Source organism: Paenibacillus dendrobii (assembly GCF_009807035.1).
Lineage (GTDB): Bacteria > Bacillota > Bacilli > Paenibacillales > Paenibacillaceae > Paenibacillus_AQ > Paenibacillus_AQ dendrobii.
Map to the genome: position 1 here is coordinate 524424 of NZ_WUBI01000001.1, position 24217 is coordinate 548640.

21 protein-coding genes and 1 riboswitch are annotated in these 24217 nt (G+C 49.6%); of the genes, 10 read left to right on the forward strand and 11 right to left on the reverse strand.

The window, feature by feature from the left end; genetic code table 11:
* Positions 1-101: 101 nt before the first annotated feature.
* Positions 102-1853 carry an RNA polymerase sigma factor gene (locus GRF59_RS02250; RefSeq protein WP_237391595.1) on the forward strand — a complete coding sequence of 584 codons (1752 nt, stop codon included), beginning with the start codon at positions 102-104 and terminating at the stop codon, positions 1851-1853.
* Positions 1854-1908: 55 nt separating this feature from the next.
* On the opposite strand, the gene GRF59_RS02255 is transcribed toward GRF59_RS02250, so the two are convergent.
* On the reverse strand, positions 1909-2847 hold the full coding sequence (locus GRF59_RS02255) for a helix-turn-helix transcriptional regulator (protein ID WP_160496041.1): 939 nt from the start codon (positions 2845-2847) through the stop codon (positions 1909-1911).
* Positions 2848-2951: 104 nt separating this feature from the next.
* Here GRF59_RS02255 and GRF59_RS02260 point away from each other — a divergent pair, with 104 nt between their 5' ends.
* Positions 2952-3491 carry a dihydrofolate reductase family protein gene (locus GRF59_RS02260; RefSeq protein ID WP_160496042.1) on the forward strand — a complete coding sequence of 180 codons (540 nt, stop codon included), beginning with the start codon at positions 2952-2954 and terminating at the stop codon, positions 3489-3491.
* Between the two features lie 30 nt (positions 3492-3521).
* Here GRF59_RS02260 and GRF59_RS02265 read toward each other — a convergent pair whose 3' ends face one another.
* From GRF59_RS02265 to GRF59_RS02290, 6 genes are all read right to left on the reverse strand, one after another.
* Positions 3522-5705 (reverse strand): glycosyltransferase, encoded by a 2184-nt coding sequence (locus GRF59_RS02265; protein ID WP_160498082.1) that lies wholly within the window; start codon positions 5703-5705, stop codon positions 3522-3524.
* A 258-nt stretch (positions 5706-5963) separates the two neighbouring features.
* Positions 5964-6458, reverse strand: a complete 495-nt coding sequence (gene queF, locus GRF59_RS02270; RefSeq protein WP_160496043.1) for a preQ(1) synthase — start codon at positions 6456-6458, stop codon at positions 5964-5966.
* 32 nt (positions 6459-6490) lie between these two features.
* On the reverse strand, positions 6491-7252 hold the full coding sequence (queE, locus tag GRF59_RS02275; protein ID WP_160496044.1) for a 7-carboxy-7-deazaguanine synthase QueE: 762 nt from the start codon (positions 7250-7252) through the stop codon (positions 6491-6493).
* Positions 7249-7740 (reverse strand): 6-carboxytetrahydropterin synthase QueD, encoded by a 492-nt coding sequence (gene queD / locus GRF59_RS02280; RefSeq protein WP_160496045.1) that lies wholly within the window; start codon positions 7738-7740, stop codon positions 7249-7251. The genes queE and queD overlap by 4 nt, the downstream gene beginning before the upstream one ends.
* Positions 7737-8405 (reverse strand): 7-cyano-7-deazaguanine synthase QueC, encoded by a 669-nt coding sequence (gene queC / locus GRF59_RS02285; protein ID WP_160496046.1) that lies wholly within the window; start codon positions 8403-8405, stop codon positions 7737-7739. Before queC ends, queD begins: the two co-directional genes overlap by 4 nt.
* Before the next feature lie 128 nt (positions 8406-8533).
* Positions 8534-8577: riboswitch (PreQ1 riboswitch) on the reverse strand.
* Between the two features lie 202 nt (positions 8578-8779).
* Positions 8780-9421 carry an FMN-dependent NADH-azoreductase gene (locus GRF59_RS02290; protein ID WP_160496047.1) on the reverse strand — a complete coding sequence of 214 codons (642 nt, stop codon included), beginning with the start codon at positions 9419-9421 and terminating at the stop codon, positions 8780-8782.
* A gap of 392 nt (positions 9422-9813) precedes the next feature.
* On the opposite strand from GRF59_RS02290, the gene GRF59_RS02295 reads away from it, so the two are divergent.
* Entirely contained in the window at positions 9814-10632 is an 819-nt protein-coding gene (locus GRF59_RS02295; RefSeq protein ID WP_160496048.1) for a Cof-type HAD-IIB family hydrolase, read from the forward strand.
* A gap of 214 nt (positions 10633-10846) precedes the next feature.
* Here GRF59_RS02295 and GRF59_RS02300 read toward each other — a convergent pair whose 3' ends face one another.
* The 3 genes from GRF59_RS02300 to GRF59_RS02310 form a co-directional block, all read right to left on the reverse strand.
* Entirely contained in the window at positions 10847-11821 is a 975-nt protein-coding gene (locus tag GRF59_RS02300) for an electron transfer flavoprotein subunit alpha/FixB family protein (RefSeq protein WP_160496049.1), read from the reverse strand.
* A gap of 89 nt (positions 11822-11910) precedes the next feature.
* Complete coding sequence (locus GRF59_RS02305) at positions 11911-12678, reverse strand: electron transfer flavoprotein subunit beta/FixA family protein (RefSeq protein WP_160496050.1); 768 nt, start codon at positions 12676-12678, stop codon at positions 11911-11913.
* Between the two features lie 31 nt (positions 12679-12709).
* Positions 12710-13291: a TetR/AcrR family transcriptional regulator gene (locus tag GRF59_RS02310; protein ID WP_160496051.1), complete on the reverse strand. Its 582-nt coding sequence runs from the start codon at positions 13289-13291 to the stop codon at positions 12710-12712.
* Between the two features lie 237 nt (positions 13292-13528).
* Here GRF59_RS02310 and GRF59_RS02315 point away from each other — a divergent pair, with 237 nt between their 5' ends.
* From GRF59_RS02315 to GRF59_RS02345, 7 genes are all read left to right on the forward strand, one after another.
* A complete protein-coding gene (locus GRF59_RS02315) occupies positions 13529-15706 on the forward strand; it encodes a heterodisulfide reductase-related iron-sulfur binding cluster (RefSeq protein WP_202128579.1) in 2178 nt (725 codons plus the stop codon).
* A complete protein-coding gene (locus GRF59_RS02320; protein ID WP_160496052.1) occupies positions 15703-18105 on the forward strand; it encodes a 3-hydroxyacyl-CoA dehydrogenase/enoyl-CoA hydratase family protein in 2403 nt (800 codons plus the stop codon). The genes GRF59_RS02315 and GRF59_RS02320 overlap by 4 nt, the downstream gene beginning before the upstream one ends.
* Positions 18106-18129: 24 nt before the next feature.
* A complete protein-coding gene (locus tag GRF59_RS02325) occupies positions 18130-19314 on the forward strand; it encodes an acetyl-CoA C-acetyltransferase (RefSeq protein ID WP_160496053.1) in 1185 nt (394 codons plus the stop codon).
* A gap of 79 nt (positions 19315-19393) precedes the next feature.
* Positions 19394-21175, forward strand: coding sequence for an acyl-CoA dehydrogenase family protein (locus GRF59_RS02330; protein ID WP_160496054.1), 1782 nt, complete (start codon positions 19394-19396; stop codon positions 21173-21175).
* A 23-nt stretch (positions 21176-21198) separates the two neighbouring features.
* On the forward strand, positions 21199-22893 hold the full coding sequence (locus GRF59_RS02335; protein ID WP_160496055.1) for an AMP-binding protein: 1695 nt from the start codon (positions 21199-21201) through the stop codon (positions 22891-22893).
* A 73-nt stretch (positions 22894-22966) separates the two neighbouring features.
* Positions 22967-23404, forward strand: a complete 438-nt coding sequence (locus tag GRF59_RS02340; protein ID WP_160496056.1) for a PaaI family thioesterase — start codon at positions 22967-22969, stop codon at positions 23402-23404.
* Positions 23405-23421: 17 nt separating this feature from the next.
* Positions 23422-23745, forward strand: coding sequence for an SCP2 sterol-binding domain-containing protein (locus GRF59_RS02345; RefSeq protein ID WP_160496057.1), 324 nt, complete (start codon positions 23422-23424; stop codon positions 23743-23745).
* Between the two features lie 72 nt (positions 23746-23817).
* Here the strand turns inward: GRF59_RS02345 and GRF59_RS02350 are convergent, their stop codons facing one another.
* Positions 23818-24201: a RidA family protein gene (locus tag GRF59_RS02350; protein WP_160496058.1), complete on the reverse strand. Its 384-nt coding sequence runs from the start codon at positions 24199-24201 to the stop codon at positions 23818-23820.
* Positions 24202-24217 lie beyond the last annotated feature (16 nt).

Sequence of the window (24217 nt, forward strand, 5' to 3'; positions counted from 1 at the left end):
CCATACATCAAAATATTTCGAAAAAAATCCTTCAATTTTGTCAGAAAAGAAATCTTTTCGAAGTCTATGTAGTAAGTCAACGTTATGAGAGGGGGATCGATTTGAGTCACTTGCAGGAAAGCATGGTGGACTGGGAAGCGATGGATGACTCTGAATTGGTTGTGAAGGCACAGACCGGAAGTCAGGAGGCCTTCGGCGAGCTTGTTCGCCGGCATCGCTCCAAAGTGTTCGGTTATGCCCGCAGTATGGTGCAGGAAGTCCACGCTGCGGAGGATATCGTTCAGGATGCACTGATCCGAGCCTTTCTGCATCTGGGCAAGCTCGTGGATGTCGAGCGTTTCTTGCCTTGGATGCACAGGATTGTGCGCAATCAGGCGATGTCCCGATTCAGAAGGGAAGGACAGAGGCAGGAAACGAGCTTTACCACGTTGGGGGCTCCCGCTTCGCATAATCATGATCACCCGGAGATGTGGGACCAGCTGGATTACGTCCTCGAACGTGTCAGCCTTTCCATGGAGAAGAAATCTTTGCAAGATGAAATTCCGGAAGAGAGACTGATGCGCTTGGAAACACAACGCATGCTGCTCGACATTATCTCCTGTCTGAAACCGCGGGAACGGCAGATTTTCGAATCCCATTTCTTCAATCAACTGTCGCCCCAAGAAATCGCCAAGGAATTCAGTCTGTCTTCCGCAAATGTCTATCAAATCCTGTCCCGCTCCCGCAAAAAAGTGATTCAGGAACGAATCCGCGTAACCGTTGACTCCTACATTCGGACAAGAAGGGATTGGGGAATCATGAGCAAAGTTATTTTATCGGAGGATCCTATACAGGAAAAAGGGGAGTCCTGGTCGACGGCAGGAAATGTACTGCATGCATTAGCGAAGGCTGCGGGGAAAAATGTGTCTCCGGCCATGGTGATGGGCCTTACCGGATTAGCTTTTCGGATGAACATACTTCCGGAGAATGTGCATATTGCCGGACCGACTGCGTATGATTTTGCAGATGTCTTCCCGAGAGGTCTTCGCAATTTGGGATTGACCGCACGGGTTGTGGACGGGATGACGCCAGTGATTGGAGTAAATGCAAACTTATTGGAGGACTCTGCAAAGAGCATTAAAGCCATACAAAAAAGGGATATCCACCATGCACTTCCGGAAGCATTGGACGTTATTCATCATGCCTTGGATCGGGGATATCCGGTAATGGCTTGGGATCTTTGCATTCCGGAGTTTGGAATGGTGTATGGATATGATGATGAACGGCGCGTGCTTTTTATCAATGAATGTGGCCGCAAGGATACACTCGATTATCATAATCTGGGCAGAGGGGTTTTGGAAGAGATTTTTGTTCTCGCAGTAGATGCATCTTTACATATCACGTTCAAAGATCAGCTGCGCGAAGCTTTTCATATGATTATCGAACATTACAAAGGCAATGAACTCCAAGCACATGTACCGGCTGGGGCAGTCAAAGGGATTTCGGCTTACGATGCGTGGTGTGAGGCTTTCCGCAACAAAAAGGTCGAACCTAACGGTAATGCGTACAATATCGCTGTTTTCGGAGACAGCAAGAAATATGCAGCCCAGTTCTTAAGCGAAGTCGCATCGTCGTGGAATCTTACAGAAGATCCGCATGCCAATATGGTTGAATTGCTGGTAGAAGCCGCAGAAACCTATAGGCAAACTGCAGAAGTATTTCGTAAGCTGCACGCGTTATTCCCATATCCGACTGGTGGTGAACCCAACGGAAAGGAATACGCATCGCAGGCAATTACGCTCTTGGAACAGGCAAAGAGCCTTGAGATTAAAGGAGTTCAGCAGCTGGAACAAATCTTGAAGACGTTGAATTAATACTATTTATAATTAATGACATTAACTAAAAGAAGAAGAGATTTGGTCCTTAGGATCAAATCTCTTCTGTTTCAATGTTGGCGATTGTTTCGCTTAGATACGGATTCAGGCTGTCTTGGAGAAGCTGCTTGACCCGATCTCGCAGTTCCAGCGGATAAATGACTTCAGCTTCGGGCCCATATTTCAATAAGAGTCTGGCTACATATGCGAATTCCTCGGGTGGCACACTCCCTTGCCATACCAGCTGAGAAATATTTCGGAATAAAGGATCTGATTCAGCCAGACGGACGCCGAATTCCGTGAATTTTATTTTCGCGGGTACTCCCTTACGGGGATCCTCTGCGGCCAGCCATTCCACAAGCGTGGGTAGATTGGACATGGTTTCTCCAAGCATCGTCATTTCGATGATTCGATCCGCGCGGTATAAAATGATCCTGTCTCTGCTATGCGCTGGCATATACCAGTTGCCGTGATCAAAGTAAAGTCCGATCGGATGGACTTCAGAACATGTATTACCGGAGGCGGAACGGTACGTCATTTTGACACGCCGTGTATGCAATGATGCTTCCAAAATAAGAGAGGTAAAAGGTGCTTCAGCGAATGCGGGCTGCATGTTAAAAGATACATAGTTTTTCAATTGATCGATGTTGTCCTGGACGTCCGGGGGAAGTTCAGCATAATACTGCTCGGATACATGCTCGCGAACCGAACCGAAGGGGATGTCGGGAATATTCTCCAGGAACTTTAGCATTAAGAAGAGTCCCATAGCTTCGTCACGGGCAAGATGAAGGGGAGGGAGCAGCCGATTGGGCAGTGCCCTGTAACCGCCATGCGGCCCGGTTTCGGTGTATAGGGGCAATCCTATTTGCTGTAGGTAATCCAGATCTCTCTGTATGGTCCTGACAGACACATCAAAACGCTCGGCAAGTTCTCTTGCCGTGTATTTTTTACGTGAATCCAACATTCGCATGAGAGCTATTCTGCGTTCGTTCATTTTTGGACTCCTTGTGTGATCAGAATTTTTTCCTGGCACCGATAACTACGACAGAGAATGTCATAAATATATTGTACCATAGAAACTGAAAGGAGTGGTTAACGATGAAAAGTGAACAAACCAGCAAAGTCGTGCTGTATATCGCCATGAGTCTTGATGGGTATATTGCGCTACCGGATGATTCGGTGGAATGGCTCAATGACGTCAAAGGAGATGGAGGAGACAATGGTTATGCGGATTTTTACGGCACGGTTGGGACGGTGATCATGGGCAGGCTGACATATGATATCGTGCTGAAACTTTCTAAGGATTTTCCCTATGCAGATATACCTTGTTATGTCACAACTCGACATCCGTCCAGATTCGGAAATACATCGCATGCGACTTTTACGGACGAAGCACTGACTGAGCTCGTTCCGCGCTTGAAAGCCCAATCGGAAGATGCAGTATGGCTTGTCGGTGGAGGTCAGATGGTCCAAGCCTTCATGAAGGAGGGGCTGCTGGATGAAGCAATCATTGCCGTGATTCCGAAGGTGCTAGGGCGTGGAATACCTCTCTTCCCGGAAGGTACGCTGCCAAGCACATTCGAACTACGGGACGTTGAGCAGCGGGGGGATATTGTGATGCTGCACTATAAAGTATAGAAATATGATCGGGTGAATACCTTTTGAGGTCTACAGGAGAGTTGTCTCCATAATCTGGCGAACGAGAAAAGCAACTTGAAGTTCCTCAAATACTGCAGGAGCCGTCAATTTCGATCTTAATTCACTCAGTTGATGCGCATGATAGGAACATGCGTCAATGACATTCCGCTGAGACTGAACACCGTCTAAAACATTGGTTTCACCGCAATATAACGTACTTTCGAAAGGAACGTGGGCAAACAGATCTAATCTGTTGGTAAGGTACAGATGCGGACCTGCTTTGCGGATACCAATCATATCATGATGATGATATTTATTCAGGTACACGATGATGATCCGCTCTTGATCAGCCGCTAACTGCTTAACTATTTGCTGCCAGCGCGTATTCTGCCTGGACCAATCCACTCCTCCCAGTACAAGTGTGCAAGGATGATCATTCTTATTCAAGCGGGCAGCGATTTCTTCAGGAGTGTCTGCTCCGATAAAAAGGTTATCAGGACGTTTGGGCATCTGCCATGGTTTGTTCCATTTCCGTTCATAGTAGGCTTTGCTGCTCTTCCATAACGTATCATGCTCATCAGAAGTAAACTTCTTAATGGTAGAGCTGCCGTGATGGTATACAAAGGCATCCTCAATCACTGCCAGTTTGAACCCGGCTCGCTTGACCTGCTCGCAGTAGTCATCATCCTCGAACATGCCTATGCCGTAATTACTGTCCAATCCTCCAACCTTTTCGAAAACGCTCCGTTTCATTGCTACACAGAAAAAGCCCAATACATCTGTATAGCGATAGGATCCTTTGTTCAAGTCGTAAAAATCCTGAAGCCAGTGAGGATTGGCTCCTTCAATGGGATTGCCGGCAAAATGGTCGACCGTCTGATCATTGCCGACGTGATTGGACATCGGTCCGGTCATGCCGATCTCCTGATTTTGTTCCAAGGGCCGGATTAATCGCCGAATCCAACTTCCATCCGGTGGGATCGTGTCATTATTCAGCAGAATGATATATTCGCCGGTAGCCTTGCGGCAACCCAGAGAAGTACCTGCAGCAAACCCGAGATTCGAGGATGAATAGATAATCCTGAAAAGGTCTGGATCGAGTTCGGACAAATGATGCAACGTTTCATCCGTAGAACCGTTATCAATGATAATAATCTCCAGGTTGGGGTAACGGTGAGGCTTTTGCAGGCTGAGCAAACACTGCCGAGTATATGGCCAGTTATTATAGGTGAGCAGGACGATGCTCACTTTGGGAAACAACTTCTCGAATATGACCTGATGCAGCTCTTGGTACCTCATTTCCCATGTATGTTGCGCAGCACATTGTTTTCTCGCATCGATCTGCTCCGGATCATCATCTTGAAGGGATCTTTCAATCGCTTGCTCAAAATCCTCTGTTGTTCTTGCAAGGGAGGCTAATCCGACGGCCTCGTTATCGGTGCCATTGCGAAGCAAAAGCACGGAAGAATGGAGGAAGTTCATCCGTCCGTATAAGAGTTGAGATGAGGCCAAGACGAGATCAGCCTCGCGGGCTAAACGTTCTTCCTGCTTGAGTATTGACTTGTCATTGGTAGAAAAGTCAGGAAGTTCATCCATGCAGTCATACAGGAGCTTGTGGTTCTCCATGGCAGTTACGAGAGGAGTCCAGAAAGGCAGGTCAACGATGGATACCAAATGTTCAATGTGAAACCGGTCCATGACGTAGTCAGTCGACCACTTCAAATATTGGATATCAGCTGCGCTCATTTGATCCCTGTACAAATCCAGACGCCGGTTTGCGCAGAGCGTAATGAGCCAAACGTTAGGCTCGATCCGTTTGATTTTGACATGACGGGATACCTCTTCATACGTGGCATGCTCCTTCTGAAGCACGGCGACTCCCGTTGTCATATAAAAAACACGGTGACCATGGAGGGCAAACTGCTGCGAGAACTGCTGAGGTCTTTGCCAACTAGATTCCCAGTCAATCACCGGAAATCGGAAAACGTCATACAAACCGGATTCCTCGGCATGGGACTGCATTCGTGATGTTTCGGTTTCTTCCGTATTCTCGTTCAAGGATACGACTGTATTCGTTTCTAACTCGGATTGATCGGGAACATACGGGGAGTCAACTGGATCCGGAAGCGGAGACTGAACATGCAGCCGTTTTTTCGGAATCACTTTTTTGCTTTGTCTTGGCTTGGGAATCGGGGGAGTTGCTGCTTTAATCATTGGCTTCCGGGTTCTGTTCCTTGATTTATTCAAGCGGTATTCTCCTCCCTAAGCGATTGTCTATGTTCAAAATATGTATCTCTGCGGATATCCGCTTGGGTAAATCACCATTTCGGGATCATAAAAAAGGGGATATATGCCGCGTTCGATTATAGTTTTTACGTACTGGTATGCAGATTAATTGTCTTCGCAAACCGCCGATCGTAAGAACAATCAAAAAGCCGCTGATTCAGCGGCTTTTTGGTTATAAGTAATATATTAACGGTTATCAATTTTCTCGGGATACAAGTCATGATTCATCAGGCGTTGCTCGGCCATCTGCTCGAATTTGGTACCGGGCTTTCCGTAATTGCAGTATGGATCGATGGAGATTCCGCCGCGTGGCGTGAATTTGCCCCATACCTCGATGTAACGCGGCTCCATAAGCTTAATAAGGTCATTCATGATGATGTTCATGCAGTCCTCGTGGAAATCGCCATGGTTGCGGAAGCTGAAGAGATAGAGTTTGAGCGACTTGCTTTCGACCATCTTCACATCCGGGATGTAGCTGATATACAGTGTGGCGAAATCCGGTTGTCCCGTAATTGGACAAAGGCTCGTAAATTCCGGGAAGTTCAATTTTACAAAATAGTCCCGGTAAGCATGCTTATTGTCAAAGCTCTCGAGCACTTCGGGTGCGTATTGAAACACATATTTAGTTCCCTGGTTGCCGAGAAGCGTTAAATCCTTCATTTCATCGGGTTGTCTGGTCATTTCGGATATAGCCTCCTTCGGTGGTTGGCGTCTTAGACGCCGCGTTTGTTTCCCCACACTAACGTGTGCAGCTGCGGAAGGACCCGCACTTGGTTCAATGTATCTGACTCGACAACCTTCTCGATCAGTGCCTCATATTGCATAAGCAGTTCGGCTGCATGGTTGTTCTTGTCCATCCGCGTCACATCCGGATTACCTACTTGCAGGTACATCGGTGCTTCGGGATAACGGCTGTGGACGGATTTGGCATAATCCAGATCACGGTCATCGAAAACGACTACTTTCAAGCTGTATACATAAGGTTCAGGGCGATTACCAAGTCTGCCTACCATGTCGTCGAGTCGATTCCAATCGGTTGTCATACCGGAGCTAGGCGGCTTTGGAGACACGGTTACTTCTTCAATATCCATAATCCATTCCTGCCAGCGCGAACCTTGCGTTTCCACAGCCATACGAATGCCTGAAGCTTTTAACAGAGCGACAAGTGAAGAGAGCTGAGGGAGGAGAAGCGGGTTTCCGCCGGAAAGCGTAACATGTGAAAACCGGTCTCCACCGATCCTTTTCAGCTCACGCCATATGTCATCAGCATTCATTTTCCGGATGTCCTTTACGCCGCTGCCGTCCCAAGTAAAGGCAGAATCGCACCAGGAACAGCGATAATCGCAGCCAGCGGTACGAACGAACATCGTTTTTTGGCCGATGACCATGCCTTCGCCTTGAACCGTGGGTCCGAAAATTTCCAGTACCGGGATCAAGGGAGTTGCATTTAACGAATCCTTGGATACCACGTTCATAATTCCACCCACTCCCGGCGAAACTCAGCATAGCTGGTTGGCGTTTCATACAGACGCACGAATTCCGTGCGGCCTTGATCAATCTGACTCGCATAAGGCTCTGAAGAGAGAGCTGTTTCCATTTGCTCATAGAGCCAGATGACCATGTTCTCCGCCGTTGTGTTCATGAGTGGAAGCGTCTCGTTCAGGTAACGATGGTCCAGGAAGGGTTCAATGTCTCGCTTCCAAATATCTTTCACAAGTCCGAAGTCCGCCGCAATGCCGATCTCATTCGGATATGCGCTGATGCCGAAGACGGCTTTGTACGTATGTCCATGGAGATTTTTGCATTTACCTTCATAGGCGTGCAGGTGATGGGCGGCATCAAACGTGAACTCCTTGCTGACCATGACGCGGTAATGCTTATATTTTAGATCTGCGGCGGTGATATCCTCGCCAAACTGCTGCAAGCGGTCTACGATGCGGAAAGCTCCCGGCGTCCCGTTCATCGTCCGATCTCCTGGGACTGGCCTTGCAGGAACATTTCCAGTCCATGCCGCCGCAGCTGGCAGGAAGGACATTCGCCGCAGCCGTCGCCGATGATGCCGTTATAGCAGGTAAGCGTACGCTCACGGACAAATTCGAACGCACCCAAATCATGCGCCATCGCCCAGGTTTCCGCTTTATCCAGCCACATCAGCGGGGTATGGATCACGAAATTATAATCCATGGCCAGATTTAATGTCACATTCAGCGATTTCACGAAGGAATCCCGGCAGTCGGGATAACCGCTGAAATCGGTCTCGCAAACACCCGTGACCAGATGCCTTGCTCCGGAAACTTTGGCCAAAACGGCAGCAAAGCTAAGGAATAAATGATTGCGTCCTTCAACAAACGTGCTGGGAAGCTCGCCTTCCTCCTGCGTAATCTCGATATCGCTGCGGGTCAAAGCATTGGGTGCAAGCTGATTGAGAAGGCTCATGTCCAGAATGGTGTTCTTCACGCCGAGTTCCTTCGCGATCGATTGCGCACACTCGATTTCGAGCCGGTGCCGCTGACCGTAGTCAAAAGTTACCGTCTCAACTTCGCCGAATTGCTGTTTTGCCCAGAACAGGCAGGTAGTGCTGTCTTGGCCGCCGCTGAACACGACAACCGCTTTTTCGTTTTTAAGCATAAAAAAACCTCTCCATCTTCAAATTGTGTTGTACAAGCGAATTCGATATCCGCTTCTACCTTCGAAGAGAGAGGGTTCATGAACTTTCCGTAAAAAAACAAGCCCAGTCGGAAACAAGACCATAAAGGGCAGTCTTAGTTTTTTATAGAGGGAGTTCGCGAACCTCTCCCGGTGGCGGCATGGGCCGCATCCGGACTTTCTTCTGTTGGCGCGTATGGCGCAGGGCCTATTATAACACCGGCTCCGGAAGAAGTGAATACCCAAGGCCCATTCTTCCATGCAGTGATGCTCCAAAAAAACACCCTCGGGTTCCGAACAGGGGTTCAGATCCTAAGGGTGTTTGGTGTTGGTTTAGTTGCCTGCGATCTTCGTTATTATGCTTGTTGAAGTACCAATTTGTTGGCAATTTCAGACACTTGACGAAGGCCTTCTTGAATGAATTGGTCGGCTTTATCGCGCTGAGCATTATGTCCTTCGATAATCACTTCGCCGATGATTTCCATACCGAATACACCGCCAAAGACGTTGCGCATATAATTGACAGCCATCTCCATTGGAGCTGCTTCTGGAGCGGAGTAGAATCCACCGCGAGCGTTCAGGAAGATCGCTTTTTTGTCTTTCATCAATTGAATCATGTTGCCTTCCGCATCATATTTGAACGCAAAACCGGCTGCGTATACATAATCGATGAAAGTTTGCAGTTTAGCCGGAATGGTCAGGTTCCAGAGAGGGAATGCGAATACCACAACGTCGGCTGCAGTCAGAGCATCCATGGCTTTTTGTTTGGCAGCCAAGATGCGGCTTTCCACGTCAGTCAATTCTGCGCCGCTTTGCAGTTTGCCGAATGCGTTGAACAGGTCTTGTCCAAAGTAAGGCGTATCTTCTGCAAATACATCGTACGTAGTAACATTCAGGTTTTCGGCGCCTTTAACGGCCTCCATGAATGTTTCGTACATTTTGCTCGAAATGGCCTCCGATGCAGGGCGGTTGTTTGCTTTTACGACTAATACGTTCATGCTGTATTTTCCTCCAATGATTGAACACGAAGATGATGCGAACAGCCAATTATTATATCCGTTTTGCGATCTCTTGTGTTGGGTTTTAGTTTTTTACGCAACAACGATTGTTGCATAGTTGAATTGTAAGCAACTTTCGAAAATTCCGCAACCCTAAATAAATAACTTTTTTGATCCATTTGCAAATATTTTCACAAAATGTTTGGATTTTATCGTGTGAACGATGGATCGAAGTTCGTGGAATTCCCTTGCAAAACGGTCGTCAACCGATCGTTTCGTAATCGTCAAGATGGACCCGGGGGCAGGGTATCATTTCTTATTGCACCAATGTGATATAGTAGTTTTATAGAATCAAGATTTGCATTAGACATATAGAAAAGGGTGTTACGTATATGAAATATAAAATGATCGTTCTCGATTTGGATGATACGCTGCTTCGCGATGACCAGAGCATTTCGCCGCGCACGAAGGAAGCTCTTATGACCGCGCAGAAGGAAGGCGTCAAGGTCGTATTGGCATCGGGCCGCCCTACATTCGGAATGAAGGAAATCGCGAAGGAGCTGGAGCTGGAGAAATTCGGAAGCTTCATTCTTTCGTTCAATGGTGCCAAAATCATTAACTGCCGTACAGGTGAGGAAATATTCAGCAGCACGTTGTCCGTGGACACGGTGCAACAGCTGTTCGAGATCAGCCAGCGGGAAAAGCTGTCCATGTTGACTTACTTGGGAGATCATATCGTAACCGAAGATCGCAATGAATACACAGATATCGAATCGGGACTGACGGGCATGAGCATCCGCGAGGTCGACAGCTTCGTGCAGGCCGTGCAGGAGCCGGTCGTCAAAGTGCTCATGGTGGATGCGCCGGAAAAAGTGGTGGAGGCAGAGAAGAAGCTTCAGGAGGAACTGGCCGGTGAACTGAGCGTCATGCGCTCGAAGCCGTTTTTCCTGGAATTCACGGAGGCTGGCGTGGACAAAGGGACGAGCCTGCACCAGCTCATTCGTCATTTGGGGATACTTCAGGAGGAAGTGATCGCCATGGGCGACAGCTTCAATGATTTGGCGATGATCCGCTTTGCCGGATTAGGCGTAGCCATGGGCAATGCCCGCGATGAGATTAAGGATGCCGCCGATTACGTGACGGACACCAATATGAATGATGGGGTAGCGAAGGTGATCGAAAAATTTGTGCTTGCTTATCAAGAGGCATAACATTCTTGGGAGGCGCTTGCGGGTGAAGGTTTGAGGAGGCAGGAAGACTTCATTTGAATGATTGACGTAACGGTTTCTTGAATTGTTGCTCTGCCAGTGTGATTTCGAGAGAGAGTCATAAGGTTGAGCTGATTTATCGGCATCTGAAGTGATTCATCGCTTGCGTGAAACAACAAAAGGAACGCTCTGACAGAGCGTTCCTTTTGTTGTGTTCTTATACCAGCACCTTGCGGAATTCCTGGGTGAGCAAAGGCACGACTTCGAACAGGTCCCCAACGATGCCGTAGTCCGCAACCTTGAAGATTGGTGCTTCCGGATCCTTGTTGATCGCGATGATAACCCTGGATTGGCTCATGCCGGCCAAATGCTGAATCGCACCGCTGATGCCGCAGGCGATATAGATTTCGGGCGTCACCACTTTACCGGTTTGGCCGATCTGCATCGAATAATCGCAGTAGCCTGCATCGCAGGCCGCGCGGGAAGCGCCGACAGCGCCGTGCAGGACATCGGCAAGCTCTTCCAGCGGTTTGAAGCCGTCCGCGCTTTTGACGCCACGGCCGCCGGACACGACAATTTTGGCTTCCGTCAGATCGACCTTGCCAGAGGTTTTGCGAACGATGTCTTTGACGATCGAACGAAGGGAGCCGGCAGGCGCATATTCCAGTTCGACGATTTCGGCCGGAGAGGAGGAAGCTGCTGCCGGATCGATATTGTTCGGGCGTATGGTGACGACCTGCGTACCACCCGTAAACTGTTTTTGCTCAAAGGCTTTGCCCGCGTACAACGGTCTGGTGTAGATGACGTCATCACCGCTTTTCTCAATCGCGGTCACGTCTGAAATCTGGCCGGCATCCAGATGGGCGGCAATGGCCGGACCCAGATCGCGTCCAAGCGCGGTATGGCCGAGCACGACCACATCCGGGGTCACGCGTTCAAAAACGGTTTTCATTACATTCAAATAGGCTTCAGGATTATAAATTTCGAGATCGGGGTGATCGATCGAATAGACTTGACCCTCCACGTAGTTTGCCAGTTCAGAGGCCAGCGGCGTAATTTGAGAACCGATCAGTACGGCAGCCGTGCTGTCCCCATCGTGTTTGGCGATTGAAACTGCCTGAAGCGCTTCCAAAGCAACTTGACGCAGGCTACCACCCCGAACCTCCGCTACCACCACATACGTTTTACCCATTTTCAGATTCCTCCTTGTATATGAAGACCCATGAATTGTAAGACGTTTGAATGCCGGTTCATCATGCTGCCGTACTGCCGTATTCCGGCTTAGATCAATTTGGCTTCCGTACGCAGCAAGTGAACCAGCTCCGCAGCCTGCTGGGCGTAATCCCCTTGCAGAATCCGTCCGGACTGACGCTGCGGCGGAAGGGAGAGGGCGATACGCTTCGTTTTTGCTGCCGCTTCGCTATCGCTCACGCCAAGATCGGCAACCGCTATCCGATGGAAAGGCTTTTTCTTGGCCTTCATGATGCCCGGCAGGGATGGATAACGAGGTTCATTCAGGCCTTGCTGCGCCGTAAACACGGCAGGGAGGGAGAGCTCCAGCGTTTCCGTGTCGCCTTCGGCGTCGCGTTCTACGGTAACCTGCTGCCCGTTGATCGTCATCTTCGTGATGGAGGATGTATGCGGAATATCGAGCAGCTGTGAAAGTCTTACCGCGACTTGACCGCCGCCGCTGTCCACTGAGAAGTTGCCGCCAATAATCAAATCATATGACTGTTGACCGAAATAAGCCGCAAGCAGGCGGGATACCGTGTACTCATCCGTAGCAAGACCATCATTGCTGATCAGTACCGCTTCGTCCGCCCCCATGGCCAGGGCAGTCCGCAGCGCTTCAGCCGTCCGGTCAGGTCCCACGCCGACTACGGTAATCATGCCGCCGTGCTGGTCTCTTTGAAGCAGCGCTTCCTCTACAGCATACTCATCATAAGGATTCATCACATATTTCACGCCGTCATCGGAGATTTCTCCATCCTTAATGACGATTCTTTCCTCAGTATCGAAGGTTTGCTTCAGAAGTACAAAGATATTCATGTGCCAAGCTCCTCTCAATAATGGAATTGGATTATTTCAAGCCTTTCAGGAAGAATTCAACCGTCTTGTCGACCTGGGCGGAGAGCGAATACTTCCGGTCCGAGATCAGCCAAGAGGTAACTACCTCATCCATGGCGCCGAAAATCAGGTGACGCGTCAATTTGACATCAAGGTCTTTCCGGAAGGAGCCTTCCGAAATCCCTCTTTCCACAATATGCTCAATCAGCTGAATATAAGGCTTCACCACAAGACCGATGGCCTTGCGGAGCTCCAATTGGCTCTGTCTGAGTTCAATCTGCGTGACGTAAGCGAGATTCACGTTATTTTCCAGCTCGGTAAAATGGATCTCGCATACCTTACGCAGCGCTTCATCGGCCGTACTGGTTTCCTTGACGCTGCTGTGGAACATCGCGACCAGATTTCCCAGCCGTTCCTGAAACAAGGAAATAAGGATATCTTCCTTGTTTTTAAAATATAGATATATCGTACCGTCTGCGACACCAGCCTCCTTGGCGATCTTGGAAATTTGGGAACCGTGAAATCCGTTCTCCGCAATGACTTTTAACGCAGCATCCAAAATTAACTCATATTTTTCCAATTTTCTACTTGTCATCAGGCCACCCCAGTGATAGAATTCAATTAACTGAATGAATGCTCATTCATTTTTCTTAATCTTATGGTAAACGATGTCAATTGTCAATGATTCAGACAAGATTTGTGATGAGGATTTTGTGAAGGTCAGCGAAGGGTCGATTTTTGCAGAATCTTGATTTTAAGATCCATATGTAATCGCTTTCTATTGCGGAAAAGCTACAAAAATCCTTTGAATTCACGAAAGGACGGATCGCAAATGGTGTGGCAATTGGTTAACTTACTCTTGTTCATTGCTGTAGCAGGTTACGGAATTTACCTCTTTTACAAAGCCGTGTACCATCGGATCCTCTACGTTAAGCTAGGCAAGCCGACAGATTTCCGAAAGCAGCGCGAAGGGAAGTGGGGTGAATTTCTTTCACAGGTATTCGGGCAGAAAAAGCTGTTTAAAGATTTGAAAAGCGGCATGATGCACTTTGTCGTTTTTTATGGTTTTATCATTCTGCAGTTCGGCGCTTTGGACCTCATCATTAAAGGGCTGACGAACGGAAGCCATTTGCCGCTTCCTGCTTATGAGGTATTCGGACTGCTGCAGGAAATTACCGTTTTCCTCATTCTGGTTGCTATCGGCTATGCAGCATACCGCCGGTACGGCGAGAAGCTCGCAAGACTGAAAAAAGGCTGGAAGCCGAGCCTCGTGATCTTCTTTATCTTTTTCCTCATGCTGTCCGTTGTGTTGTCCCTGGGCTTCGAAAGAGTGTGGCAGGGCCAGGAAACAACGGGGTACGCGCCAATCTCTTCTATAATAGCTGCTTTGTTCGGCGGCATGCCCGCTACGGTTGCACAAGTTCTTTTCTACGTATTCTGGTGGGCGCATTTGCTCATTCTGCTCTCATTCCTTGTCTATGTACCTCAATCCAAGCATTTTCACCTGATTTCCGCTCCGGTCAATATTTACCTGGGCCGCTCCGAGCCCGTCGGCAAACTTAGCAAACTAGATTTGGAGGATGAAGAAGCGGAGTCCTTCGGCGTCGGCAAGATCGAAGACTTTACGCAAAAGCAGATGATCGACTTTTACGCTTGCGTAGAATGCGGCCGCTGCACCAACGTATGCCCGGCATCGAGTACCGGCAAAGTGCTGTCTCCCATGCACCTGATCGTCAAGCTTCGGGACCATTTAACGGAAAAAGGAACCGCAGTCACCGGCAAATCGCCGTTCGTGCCTGAATTCGCTTTCCCGACTAGCGGCGCCCATGCATTATCTTCCTCTAGCAATGAACCTGACTGGAACGCTGACGGAATCACGGACATTAAGCCGACCCTCGCCTGGCAAAAGTCCACCTGGACGCACCAGGAGAAAGATCCGCAGGAACTGAATCTGATCGGCGACATCATGACCGAGGAAGAAATCTGGTCCTGCACGACCTGCCGCAATTGCGAAGACCAGTGCCCGGTCGGCAATGAGCATGTGGACAAAATCATTGATCTTCGCAGACATCTCGTGCTGATGGAGGGCAGCGTTCCGCCTGAAGGCCAGCGCGCCCTGCAAAATATCGAGAGACAAAGCAATCCGTGGGGCTTGAATCGCAACGACCGCGCCAATTGGAGCGGTGAAGTGGAAGGCATCAAGGTGCCGACGGTCAAGGATAACCCGACCTTTGAATATTTGTTCTTTGTCGGCTCGATGGGTTCCTACGACCTCCGCAGCCGCAAAATCTCCAGAGCATTCGCCAGACTGCTGAACGAATCGGGCGTCAATTACGCCATTCTCGGCAACGAGGAGAAGAATTCGGGCGATACGCCGCGCCGGATGGGCAATGAAATGCTATTCCAGCAGCTATGCATGGAGAATATCGAAATTTTCGAGAAATACGGCGTCCAAAAAATCGTTACCGCGTGTCCCCACACTTTTAATACATTCAAAAACGAGTACCCGGATTTCGGCTTGGAGGGCGTAGAGGTGCTTCACCATACGCAGCTCCTGGACCAAATCATCCGGGAGGGCAAGCTGACTCCTCAATATGAAGTGAAAGAACGCATCACGTACCACGATTCCTGCTATCTCGGCCGGTATAACAATGTGTACGACCAGCCGCGCAATGTCCTGAAAGCCATCCCCGGGGTGGAACTCGTCGAAATGAAACGCTCGCGGGAGAACGCTATGTGCTGCGGTGCCGGCGGAGGCATGATGTGGATGGAAGAGACTTCCGGCAAACGCGTGAACTTGGCACGCACCGAGCAGGCTCTTGAAGTGAATCCAAGCATCATTAGCAGCGCCTGTCCTTACTGCCTGACCATGATGGAGGACGGGACGAAAATGAAGGAAGTCGAAGACCGTGTGAAAGCGAAGGACATCGCTGAAATACTCGAGATATCCGTATTCGGCGACCATTCCGCTCACAATAAAGGACTAGAAATGGAGGCAAGCACAAAATGAACAAATCCATTCGCAAAGCGGCCGTTATCGGTTCCGGAATCATGGGGTCCGGCATTGCGGCCCATCTGGCCAACGTCGGAATTCCGTGCTTACTGCTGGATATGGTGCCCAAACAGCTGACGGACGAAGAAACAGCCAAAGGTTTGACCCTTGAGAATCCGGCTGTAAGGAACAGGCTTGCAGCCAATGCCATAGCCAAGCTGGCCAAGACCAAACCGGCTCCGCTTTTTGACAACTCATTTGCTGACCGCATCACGCCAGGCAACCTGGAAGACCATCTGTCCCAGCTGGCCCAGGTGGACTGGATTATTGAGGTCGTGGTGGAAAATCTGGACGTGAAGAAGGGCCTTCTTCAACAGATTGAGGGCGTGTGGAAGCCGGGAACGATCGTCAGCTCCAATACCTCCGGTATATCGATCAATGCGATGGTGGCCACGTGTGGCGATGAGTTCAAGAAACATTTTATGGGCACACACTTTTTTAACCCGCCAAGATATATGAAGCTTCTCGAAATCATACCCGGGCAGCAGACGGATCCCGAGCTTGTTACCTTCATGAAGGGCTTTTGCGAAAAGCTCCTTGGCAAAGGCGTTGTACTTGCCAAGGACACGCCGAACTTCATCGGCAACCGCATTGGAACCTATGGTTTGCTGGTGACGCTGAAAGAAATGACGGAGAACGGCTATACCGTCGAGGAAGTGGATGCGGTGACCGGTCCGGCGATGGGCCGTCCGAAGAGTGCCACCTTCCGCACGCTGGATCTCGTAGGGCTCGATACGTTCGTGCATGTCGCGGACAACGTATATCACAATGTCACGGATGAACATGAGCAGCGGATCTTTACCGTGCCCCTAGCCATGAAAAGTATGGTGGAAAAAGGCTGGCTCGGGGAAAAGTCGGGTCAAGGATTTTATTTGAAGAAAAAAAGCGCAGGCGGCAGCGAGATTCTCGCGCTTGACCTGACGACCATGGAATATGTGACACAGAAGAAGCCTAAATCGGCTTCGCTGGAAGCCGCCAAGCTGGCGAAAGGAGCCAAGGAGAAAACGAAGGCATTGCTCGGAGCGAAGGATCGCTACTCCGATCTGGCCTGGAATATTTTGAAGCAGGTGCTGATCTACTCTGCGGAAAAGGTTGGTGAAATCTCGGATTCCATCCAAGAGATCGATGAGGCGATGAAATGGGGCTTCTCATGGGAGCTCGGACCGTTCGAGACATGGGACGCCATCGGTTTGAAACGTTCGGTAGAGCGCATGGAAGCTGAAGGATTAACCGTTCCGGCTTGGGTGAAGGATTGGATCGCGGCAGGCAATACATCCTTCTACAACAATGAAGAAGGGAAGCTGTATTCCATCCATGTCGGCTCTTCCAAGTATAAAGAGGTGGAATTCGCCCCGGAAATCATCAACCTGCGCAGCCTGAAAGAGCAAAACAAAATCATCAAAGGCAACAGCGGTGCAAGTCTCATTGATCTGGGAGATGGAGTGACTTGCCTGGAGTTTCATTCGCCGAATAACGCGATCGGTGAAGACATCCTGAGCATGATCACGCAGAGCCTGGATGAAGTCAGAAGGAACTACAAAGGCATGGTCATTGCCAACCAGGGACGGAATTTCTGCGTAGGCGCCAACATCATGCTCTTATTGATGGAAGCCCAGGATGAAGAGTGGGATGAAATCAACGATATCATTCATTTATTCCAGAACACGATGTATAAGGTCAAACGATTTGAAAAGCCAGTTGTGGCAGCTCCACATCGGATGTGCCTTGGTGGAGGTGTTGAAGCGTGCATGCCTGCCGACCATGTGGTGGCTTCCGCAGAAACCTACTACGGCCTTGTGGAGGTTGGCGTAGGTCTGATTCCTGCAGGTGGAGGTTGTAAGGAATTTGCACTCCGTTCAAGCCAGCAGGTGAGCTTGGATGGCGTTGATCTGCAGCCCTTCATCAATCATGTATTCCAAACCGTTGGAACGGCTACGGTGTCCAGCAGCGGTTATGATGCCAAGAAGCTCGGATATCTCCGTCCATCCGACCGTGTTGTTTCGAATCAGGACTTCGCCATTTATGAAGCCAAACAATCGGTGCTCGGGTTGGCAAATACCGATTATAAGCCGATTCCGGAAGAAAAAATCCGTGTAGTCGGCTCTGAAGGTAAAGCCGTACTGCAGCTCGGCGCGATTGATATGAAGCGAGGCGGATATATCAGTGATCATGATCTGCTGATCGCGAAAAAATTAGCGCATGTGCTGGCAGGCGGCGATGTTCCAGCTGGATCCCTTGTCACTGAGCAATATATGCTCGATCTGGAGCGCGAGGCGTTCCTCAGTCTGTGCGGGGAACCAAAGACGCAGCAGCGCATGCATCATATGCTGACCAAAGGCAAAGCACTGCGAAACTAACATCCCAGGGGAGGGTGAATCGAAATGAGAGAAGCAGTAATCGTATCCATGGCCCGTACCGCCATAGGCAGGGCCAAAAAAGGCAGCTTGGCCCAAACCCGGGCGGATGATCTCGGAAAAGCCGTCCTGGAAGCGGTCATTGACCGCGCGCCGGGCCTGAATAAAGAAGATGTGGAAGACATTATCATCGGCTGCGCCATGCCCGAAGGGGAACAGGGACTGAACTTTGCCCGCATCATGTCGCTGTATGCCGGATTCCCGGTCACCGTACCGGCGCTTACTATCAACCGTTTCTGTTCCTCAGGCCTGCAGGCGATTGCATTCGCGGCAGAGCGCGTCATGCTCGGGTCTGCGGATGTCCTGATCGCAGGTGGTGTGGAGAGCATGAGCCATGTGCCGATGACCGGCTTTAAAGTATCGCCGAATCCGCGTCTTGTTGCTGATATGCCTGAAGTTTACATGGGCATGGGGCATACCGCAGAGGAAGTAGCGGAACGCTTTGGCATTTCTCGCGAGGATCAGGACCGCTTCGCGACCCGTTCCCACGAGAAAGCCGCAAGGGCAATCGCTGAAGGGAAATTCAACGACGAGATTATCCCGGTACAAGTGGAACTGAAACAGGTGGACGACAAAGGAAAAGTGCATACCAAATCCTTTGCCTTTCAAATGGATGAAGGTGTTAGAGCGGATACGACGGAAGAAGTTCTCGGAAAACTGAAACCTTCATTCAAATTAGGCGGAACGGTAACGGCCGGCAACTCATCCCAGACCAGTGACGGGGCTGCTGCGGTTGTAGTCATGAGCAGGGAAAAAGCTGATGAACTAGGCTTGAAGCCCTTGGCTACCTTTCGTTCATTCGCGCTCAGCGGCGTGGAGCCGGAGATTATGGGCGTCGGTCCGGTGAAGGCGATCCCCAAGGCACTTCAGATGGCAGGCATCACGCAGGATGATGTGGAGCTGTTTGAGATCAACGAAGCTTTCGCCTCCCAATGCGTGCATATCATCCGCGAACTTGGCATCGATCAAGAGAAAGTTAACGTCAACGGCGGCGCGATCGCGCTGGGTCACCCGCTGGGCTGCACAGGTACCAAACTGACGACGACACTTATCAACGAGCTCCGGCGCCGCGGCGGTGGTTACGGGGTCGTGTCCATGTGCATCGGCGGCGGTATGGGAGCCGCCGGGGTGTTTGAAGTCCATCCCGAGTAAACGTTGTTTTGCTTGCCGATATCAAATGTAACATTCCTCGAAGTTTATTTTAATAACCTTTAATAAGGAGAGATAGAGCATGAGCACAACAATGAACAAAGTGATTGGCGGCAGTTACATTATTGAAGATACCGATTTCAGTCAGATCGTGACCCCGGAGGATTTTACCGAAGAACACCGCATGATCGCGGAAACGACGGCTGACTTCGTAGCGGGAGAAATCGTTCCCCATGATGAAGAAATCGAGAAACTGAATTATGAACTGACGGTAGAAAAAATGCGTAAAGCCGGAGAACTCGGACTGCTTGGCGCTGATGTGCCCGAAGCTTATGGTGGTCTGGGACTGGATAAGGTCAGCTCCACGCTGATCAATGAGAATTTGACGAAAGCTTCCGCATTTGCGCTCTCCATTGGAGCTCATGTCGGGATCGGAACCCTTCCGATCGTGTACTTCGGGACGGAAGAGCAGAAACAGAAGTATCTGCCTCTCCTGGCCACCGGCGAAAAGATCGCAGCCTACTGCTTGACAGAACCTTCCTCCGGATCGGATGCCCTAGGCGCCAAAACAACAGCAACTTTATCCGATGACGGTGAATATTATGTCTTGAACGGAACAAAGCAGTTCATCACGAATGCTGGTTTCGCGGACCTATTTATCGTTTATGCCAAAGTAAACGGCAAAGATTTCAGTACCTTTATCGTTGAACGCACGATGGAGGGCGTAAGCATTGGACCGGAAGAGAAGAAGATGGGCATTAAAGGCTCCTCGACTTGCCAGTTGATCCTGGAGGATGTGAAGGTTCCTGTAGAGAATCTGTTATGGGAAGTCGGAAAAGGGCATCTCATTGCGTTTAACATCCTGAACATTGGGCGCTTCAAACTGGCTGCAGGCTGCGTGGGAGCATCTAAAGACACGATTGCTCTCGCCGCCGGATACGCCAATGAACGGACCCAGTTCGGACGCAAAATTTCTTCCTTCCCGCTTCTAGGCAAAAAGCTGGCGGACATGAACACGAAGGCTTTCGTGCTCGAAAGCATGGTTTACCGTACCGCAGGGCTTTTCGATGTAGGCCTTGCCGAAGTGGATCATAGCAGCCCGCAGGTCGGATACCAATCCGCGAAAGCGATTGCCGAATACCAGCTCGAATGTTCGATCAATAAAGTCTTCGGCTCCGAAGTGCTCGATTTCATCGTTGACGAAGGTGTCCAGATCCATGGGGGATACGGCTTTACGCAGGAATACCGCGTGGAACGCAATTACCGCGATTCCCGCATCAACCGGATTTTCGAAGGTACGAACGAAATCAACCGCCTGCTGATTCCGGGTTCCCTCGTCAAGAAAGCCATGAAAGGCGAGCTTCCATTGATGCAAAAAGCGATGGCTCTGCAAAACGAACTGATGGAGCCGATTCCAAACCAGTTGTTTGACGGTACGCTGGAACAGGAAACGCATCTTCTCAAAATGTCCAAGAAAATCTTCCTGATGTGCGGCGCTCAGGCCGTACAGAAGTACCAAATGAAGCTCGAAGAGCAGCAGGAAATCTTAAGCGATCTGGCCGACATGATGATTTCCGTATTTGCGATGGAAAGCGCGCTGCTTCGCACGCAGAAGATCATGGACCGTTCCGGCGAAGACAAAGGGAATCTTGCCATTCAAATGACGACCGTATTCGTTCATGAAGAATTCGTGAAAATCGAAAACTGGGCCAAGGAAGTGCTGGCAGCCATGGAATCCGGAGACACGCTCCGAACCCAACTGTCCGTTCTGAAAAAGCTGGTCCGTAAATCGCCGGTTGACGTGCTAGGCATCAAGCGCGAAATTGCAGCGAAGGTGATCGACGCAGAATCCTACGTTTTGTAATATTGTGAGATGGGGTGGCCTGGATGACGAATAATCCATGGTTAGATCAATATCCTGATGAGGTCCCGCACAGTTACGATTATCCCAAGCAAAATTTGGCCCGATTTTTAGTTGATTCAGCAACGTTATATCCCCAGCATATCGCACTTGATTTTCTGGGGAAGAAAATAACCTATTCCAGTTTGCTCAAAGATGTCTACCGTTTTGCGAATGCCCTGCACCAGATGGGCGTTCGCAAAGGGGATCGGATTGCCGTCATGCTGCCCAATTGTCCACAAGGAGTGATTGCCTATTACGGCACACTCCTTGTCGGCGGTATAGCAGTGATGACGAATCCGCTGTATGTCCCGCGCGAGATCGAACACCAGCTCACAGACTCGGGCGCGAAAATCATCGTGACCTTGGATGCGCTGGTAGATCGGGTCAACAAAGCGATGGAGAATCATCCGTTAGAGCGGATCATCGTCACATCCTTGAAGGATTACCTGCCATTTCCGAAAAACTTGCTCTACCCGATTAAAGCCAAAAAAGACGGCATGGCCGCTAATGTAGAATATAATGAGCGTGTTTTATCATTTGTACAGTTTCTCAAAAACTCCAGCGAAAAGTCATTTGAGGTGCCGGTGGATGCCGAAAAGGATCTCGCACTCATCCAGTACACTGGAGGAACAACCGGATTTGCTAAGGGCGTCATGTTAACGCATATGAATCTGGTGTCCAACACCATTCAAGCACAGCTTTGGTTTTACCGCTCAGAAATCGCCAAGGAAACCTATCTCGCTGCACTGCCGTTTTTCCATGTATTCGGACTTACGGTTCTGCTCAATCAGGCGATGTATATCGCCGGAACGCTCCTCTTGATCCCACGCTTTCAAATCGATGAGGTGCTGAAAACAATCCACAAGAAAAAGCCAACCGTTTTCCCGGGGGCGCCAACCATGTATATTGCCGTTATTCATCATCCGGAGGTCAGTCGTTTTGATCTGTCGTCCATCCAAATTTGTATCAGCGGAGCCGCTCCGCTACCGGTGGAGGTTCAGGAACGTTTCGAGAAGATGACGGGCGGCAAGCTGATCGAAGGCTATGGGTTAACGGAGGCATCACCTGTGACGCATGCCAATAATATTTGGGAAAAGAGAAAGACCGGATCCATCGGTATACCGTTTCCCGATACGGTGGCTAAGGTCGTACATCCAGAGACGGGTGACGAAATGCCTCTTGGTGATATCGGCGAGTTGGTCGTCAAAGGTCCGCAGGTGATGAAAGGCTACTGGAACCGTCCGGAGGAAACCGAACGTACGCTAAGAGACGGCTGGTTATTCACTGGCGATTTAGCGCGTATGGACGATGAAGGCTTTTTCTACATTCTCGACCGGCGCAAAGATTTGATTATTGCCGGGGGCTACAACATCTATCCGCGCGAAGTCGAAGAGGTGTTGTTTGAGCATCCGGATGTGGAAGAAGCGGTTGTGGCCGGAATTAATGATCCTTACCGGGGCGAAAATGTAAAGGCTTACATTGTCCTGCGCAAAGGTTCTATCGTCACTGAAAAAGAGCTGAAAAGCTGGTGTAAAGAACGTCTGGCTGTCTATAAAGTACCTAAAATTTACGAATTCCGTGAATCCCTTCCCAAAACATTGGTTGGTAAAGTGCTCCGGCGGAAGTTGATTGAAGAGGAAAATGAAAAGCTCGTGAATCAATCCAAAGTAGATTTGTAAGGTAGGTTTGTAAAATCTCAATTATGTTCTGCAGAAGGGAGACCATATTTGAGGAGTAAAGGAGATTTAGCCTATGGATCACGCATCGGGCGGAAATATCCCGGAGCTGGAGCTCCTGGAGCGGGCCGCTAAGAATACCTTCTGGGACTTTATCGGCTGCGAAATTGTTGAAATCGATGAAAAGAAAGTGGTTGTTGCGTTCGACATTCAGCCGCATCATCTGAATTTGATCGGAATTCTGCACGGAGGGATGCATGCTTCTGTGATCGATTCTGCCATGGGACTCATTGTCATGCTGGCACGCCCCGGCGTCAGCGTCGTAACCGTTGGGCTGAACATGAACTATGTGGCACCGACGTCTGAAGGACGCGTACTCGTCTCAGCAGAACTCATTCACAGCTCCCGGAAGCTGATAACGGCACAAGCTTATGCCCGGAAGGAGAATGGTGATTTGCTGGCTTTTGGCACCGGAACCTTCCGTGTAATTGATAAACCCATACCGGGAGCCTGAGAAAAAGGAGGTGGCGCATGTCCATCAAGGAGGAGCTTCAGCAGCTCGCAGATCGGATGAATGCAAGGCCCGGGCCAATCGAAACACTCCATGCCATTTATCGGTTTCATATCCATGAAATCGGCACATACCAAGTTGCATTCGAGAATGCCAGAGTGATTGTCTCTGAGGAAACTGGAGGTACAGCAGACTGCATCTTAACATTGTCGGAGAAGACTTTCCACAAGCTGCTGGCGGATGATTTGAATACGACAATGGCGTTTATGACAGGCTCGCTCAAGGTCGATGGCAAGCTAGGGCTCGCGCTCAAGCTGCAGGAAGTATTGAAACAGTACGTATAATTTGAACGATAAAACCCGATTTCTGTGTTTACAACAGAGAAATCGGGCTTTTCTTTTACATGAAATTTGTGGTTAATCGATGATCGCCTCAGCTTCAATTTCAACCATTAGCAGAGGATCTATCAGAGCTTTAACTTCCACCATGGTAGCAGCAGGCTGAATTTCTTTGAAGAATTCCCCGTGAGCCTTTCCGACTTCTTCCCACTTTGAAATATCTGTAACAAACATGCGGGTTCTGACGACATGAGTCATATCAGATCCTAATTCTTTGAGCGCCTTCTCAATGGTTTGCAGAATGAATTTTGTTTGCTCGTAGGGACTTCCTGCACCGATGACCTCGCCCTCTTGTATAGCGGTTGTTCCCGCAACTTCAATTCGATTTCCAATGCGAATGGCACGGCAATAACCTACCTGTGATTCCCAGGGTGAGCCCGTAAATACCTGCTTTCGATTCATCATGATTCTCCTTTAT

What these genes read in the sequence shown, in the direction of transcription:
- GRF59_RS02255 (WP_160496041.1), bottom strand. Translation starts at nt 2,847, where the DNA reads ATGAACGAACGCAGAATAGCTCTCATGCGAATGTTGGATTCACGTAAA.
- GRF59_RS02260 (WP_160496042.1), top strand. Translation starts at nt 2,952, where the DNA reads ATGAAAAGTGAACAAACCAGCAAAGTCGTGCTGTATATCGCCATGAGT.
- GRF59_RS02265 (WP_160498082.1), bottom strand. Translation starts at nt 5,705, where the DNA reads ATGATTAAAGCAGCAACTCCCCCGATTCCCAAGCCAAGACAAAGCAAA.
- queF (WP_160496043.1), bottom strand. Translation starts at nt 6,458, where the DNA reads ATGACCAGACAACCCGATGAAATGAAGGATTTAACGCTTCTCGGCAAC.
- queE (WP_160496044.1), bottom strand. Translation starts at nt 7,252, where the DNA reads ATGAACGTGGTATCCAAGGATTCGTTAAATGCAACTCCCTTGATCCCG.
- queD (WP_160496045.1), bottom strand. Translation starts at nt 7,740, where the DNA reads ATGAACGGGACGCCGGGAGCTTTCCGCATCGTAGACCGCTTGCAGCAG.
- queC (WP_160496046.1), bottom strand. Translation starts at nt 8,405, where the DNA reads ATGCTTAAAAACGAAAAAGCGGTTGTCGTGTTCAGCGGCGGCCAAGAC.
- GRF59_RS02290 (WP_160496047.1), bottom strand. Translation starts at nt 9,421, where the DNA reads ATGAACGTATTAGTCGTAAAAGCAAACAACCGCCCTGCATCGGAGGCC.
- GRF59_RS02295 (WP_160496048.1), top strand. Translation starts at nt 9,814, where the DNA reads ATGAAATATAAAATGATCGTTCTCGATTTGGATGATACGCTGCTTCGC.
- GRF59_RS02300 (WP_160496049.1), bottom strand. Translation starts at nt 11,821, where the DNA reads ATGGGTAAAACGTATGTGGTGGTAGCGGAGGTTCGGGGTGGTAGCCTG.
- GRF59_RS02305 (WP_160496050.1), bottom strand. Translation starts at nt 12,678, where the DNA reads ATGAATATCTTTGTACTTCTGAAGCAAACCTTCGATACTGAGGAAAGA.
- GRF59_RS02310 (WP_160496051.1), bottom strand. Translation starts at nt 13,291, where the DNA reads ATGACAAGTAGAAAATTGGAAAAATATGAGTTAATTTTGGATGCTGCG.
- GRF59_RS02315 (WP_202128579.1), top strand. Translation starts at nt 13,529, where the DNA reads ATGGTGTGGCAATTGGTTAACTTACTCTTGTTCATTGCTGTAGCAGGT.
- GRF59_RS02320 (WP_160496052.1), top strand. Translation starts at nt 15,703, where the DNA reads ATGAACAAATCCATTCGCAAAGCGGCCGTTATCGGTTCCGGAATCATG.
- GRF59_RS02325 (WP_160496053.1), top strand. Translation starts at nt 18,130, where the DNA reads ATGAGAGAAGCAGTAATCGTATCCATGGCCCGTACCGCCATAGGCAGG.
- GRF59_RS02330 (WP_160496054.1), top strand. Translation starts at nt 19,394, where the DNA reads ATGAGCACAACAATGAACAAAGTGATTGGCGGCAGTTACATTATTGAA.
- GRF59_RS02335 (WP_160496055.1), top strand. Translation starts at nt 21,199, where the DNA reads ATGACGAATAATCCATGGTTAGATCAATATCCTGATGAGGTCCCGCAC.
- GRF59_RS02340 (WP_160496056.1), top strand. Translation starts at nt 22,967, where the DNA reads ATGGATCACGCATCGGGCGGAAATATCCCGGAGCTGGAGCTCCTGGAG.
- GRF59_RS02345 (WP_160496057.1), top strand. Translation starts at nt 23,422, where the DNA reads ATGTCCATCAAGGAGGAGCTTCAGCAGCTCGCAGATCGGATGAATGCA.
- GRF59_RS02350 (WP_160496058.1), bottom strand. Translation starts at nt 24,201, where the DNA reads ATGAATCGAAAGCAGGTATTTACGGGCTCACCCTGGGAATCACAGGTA.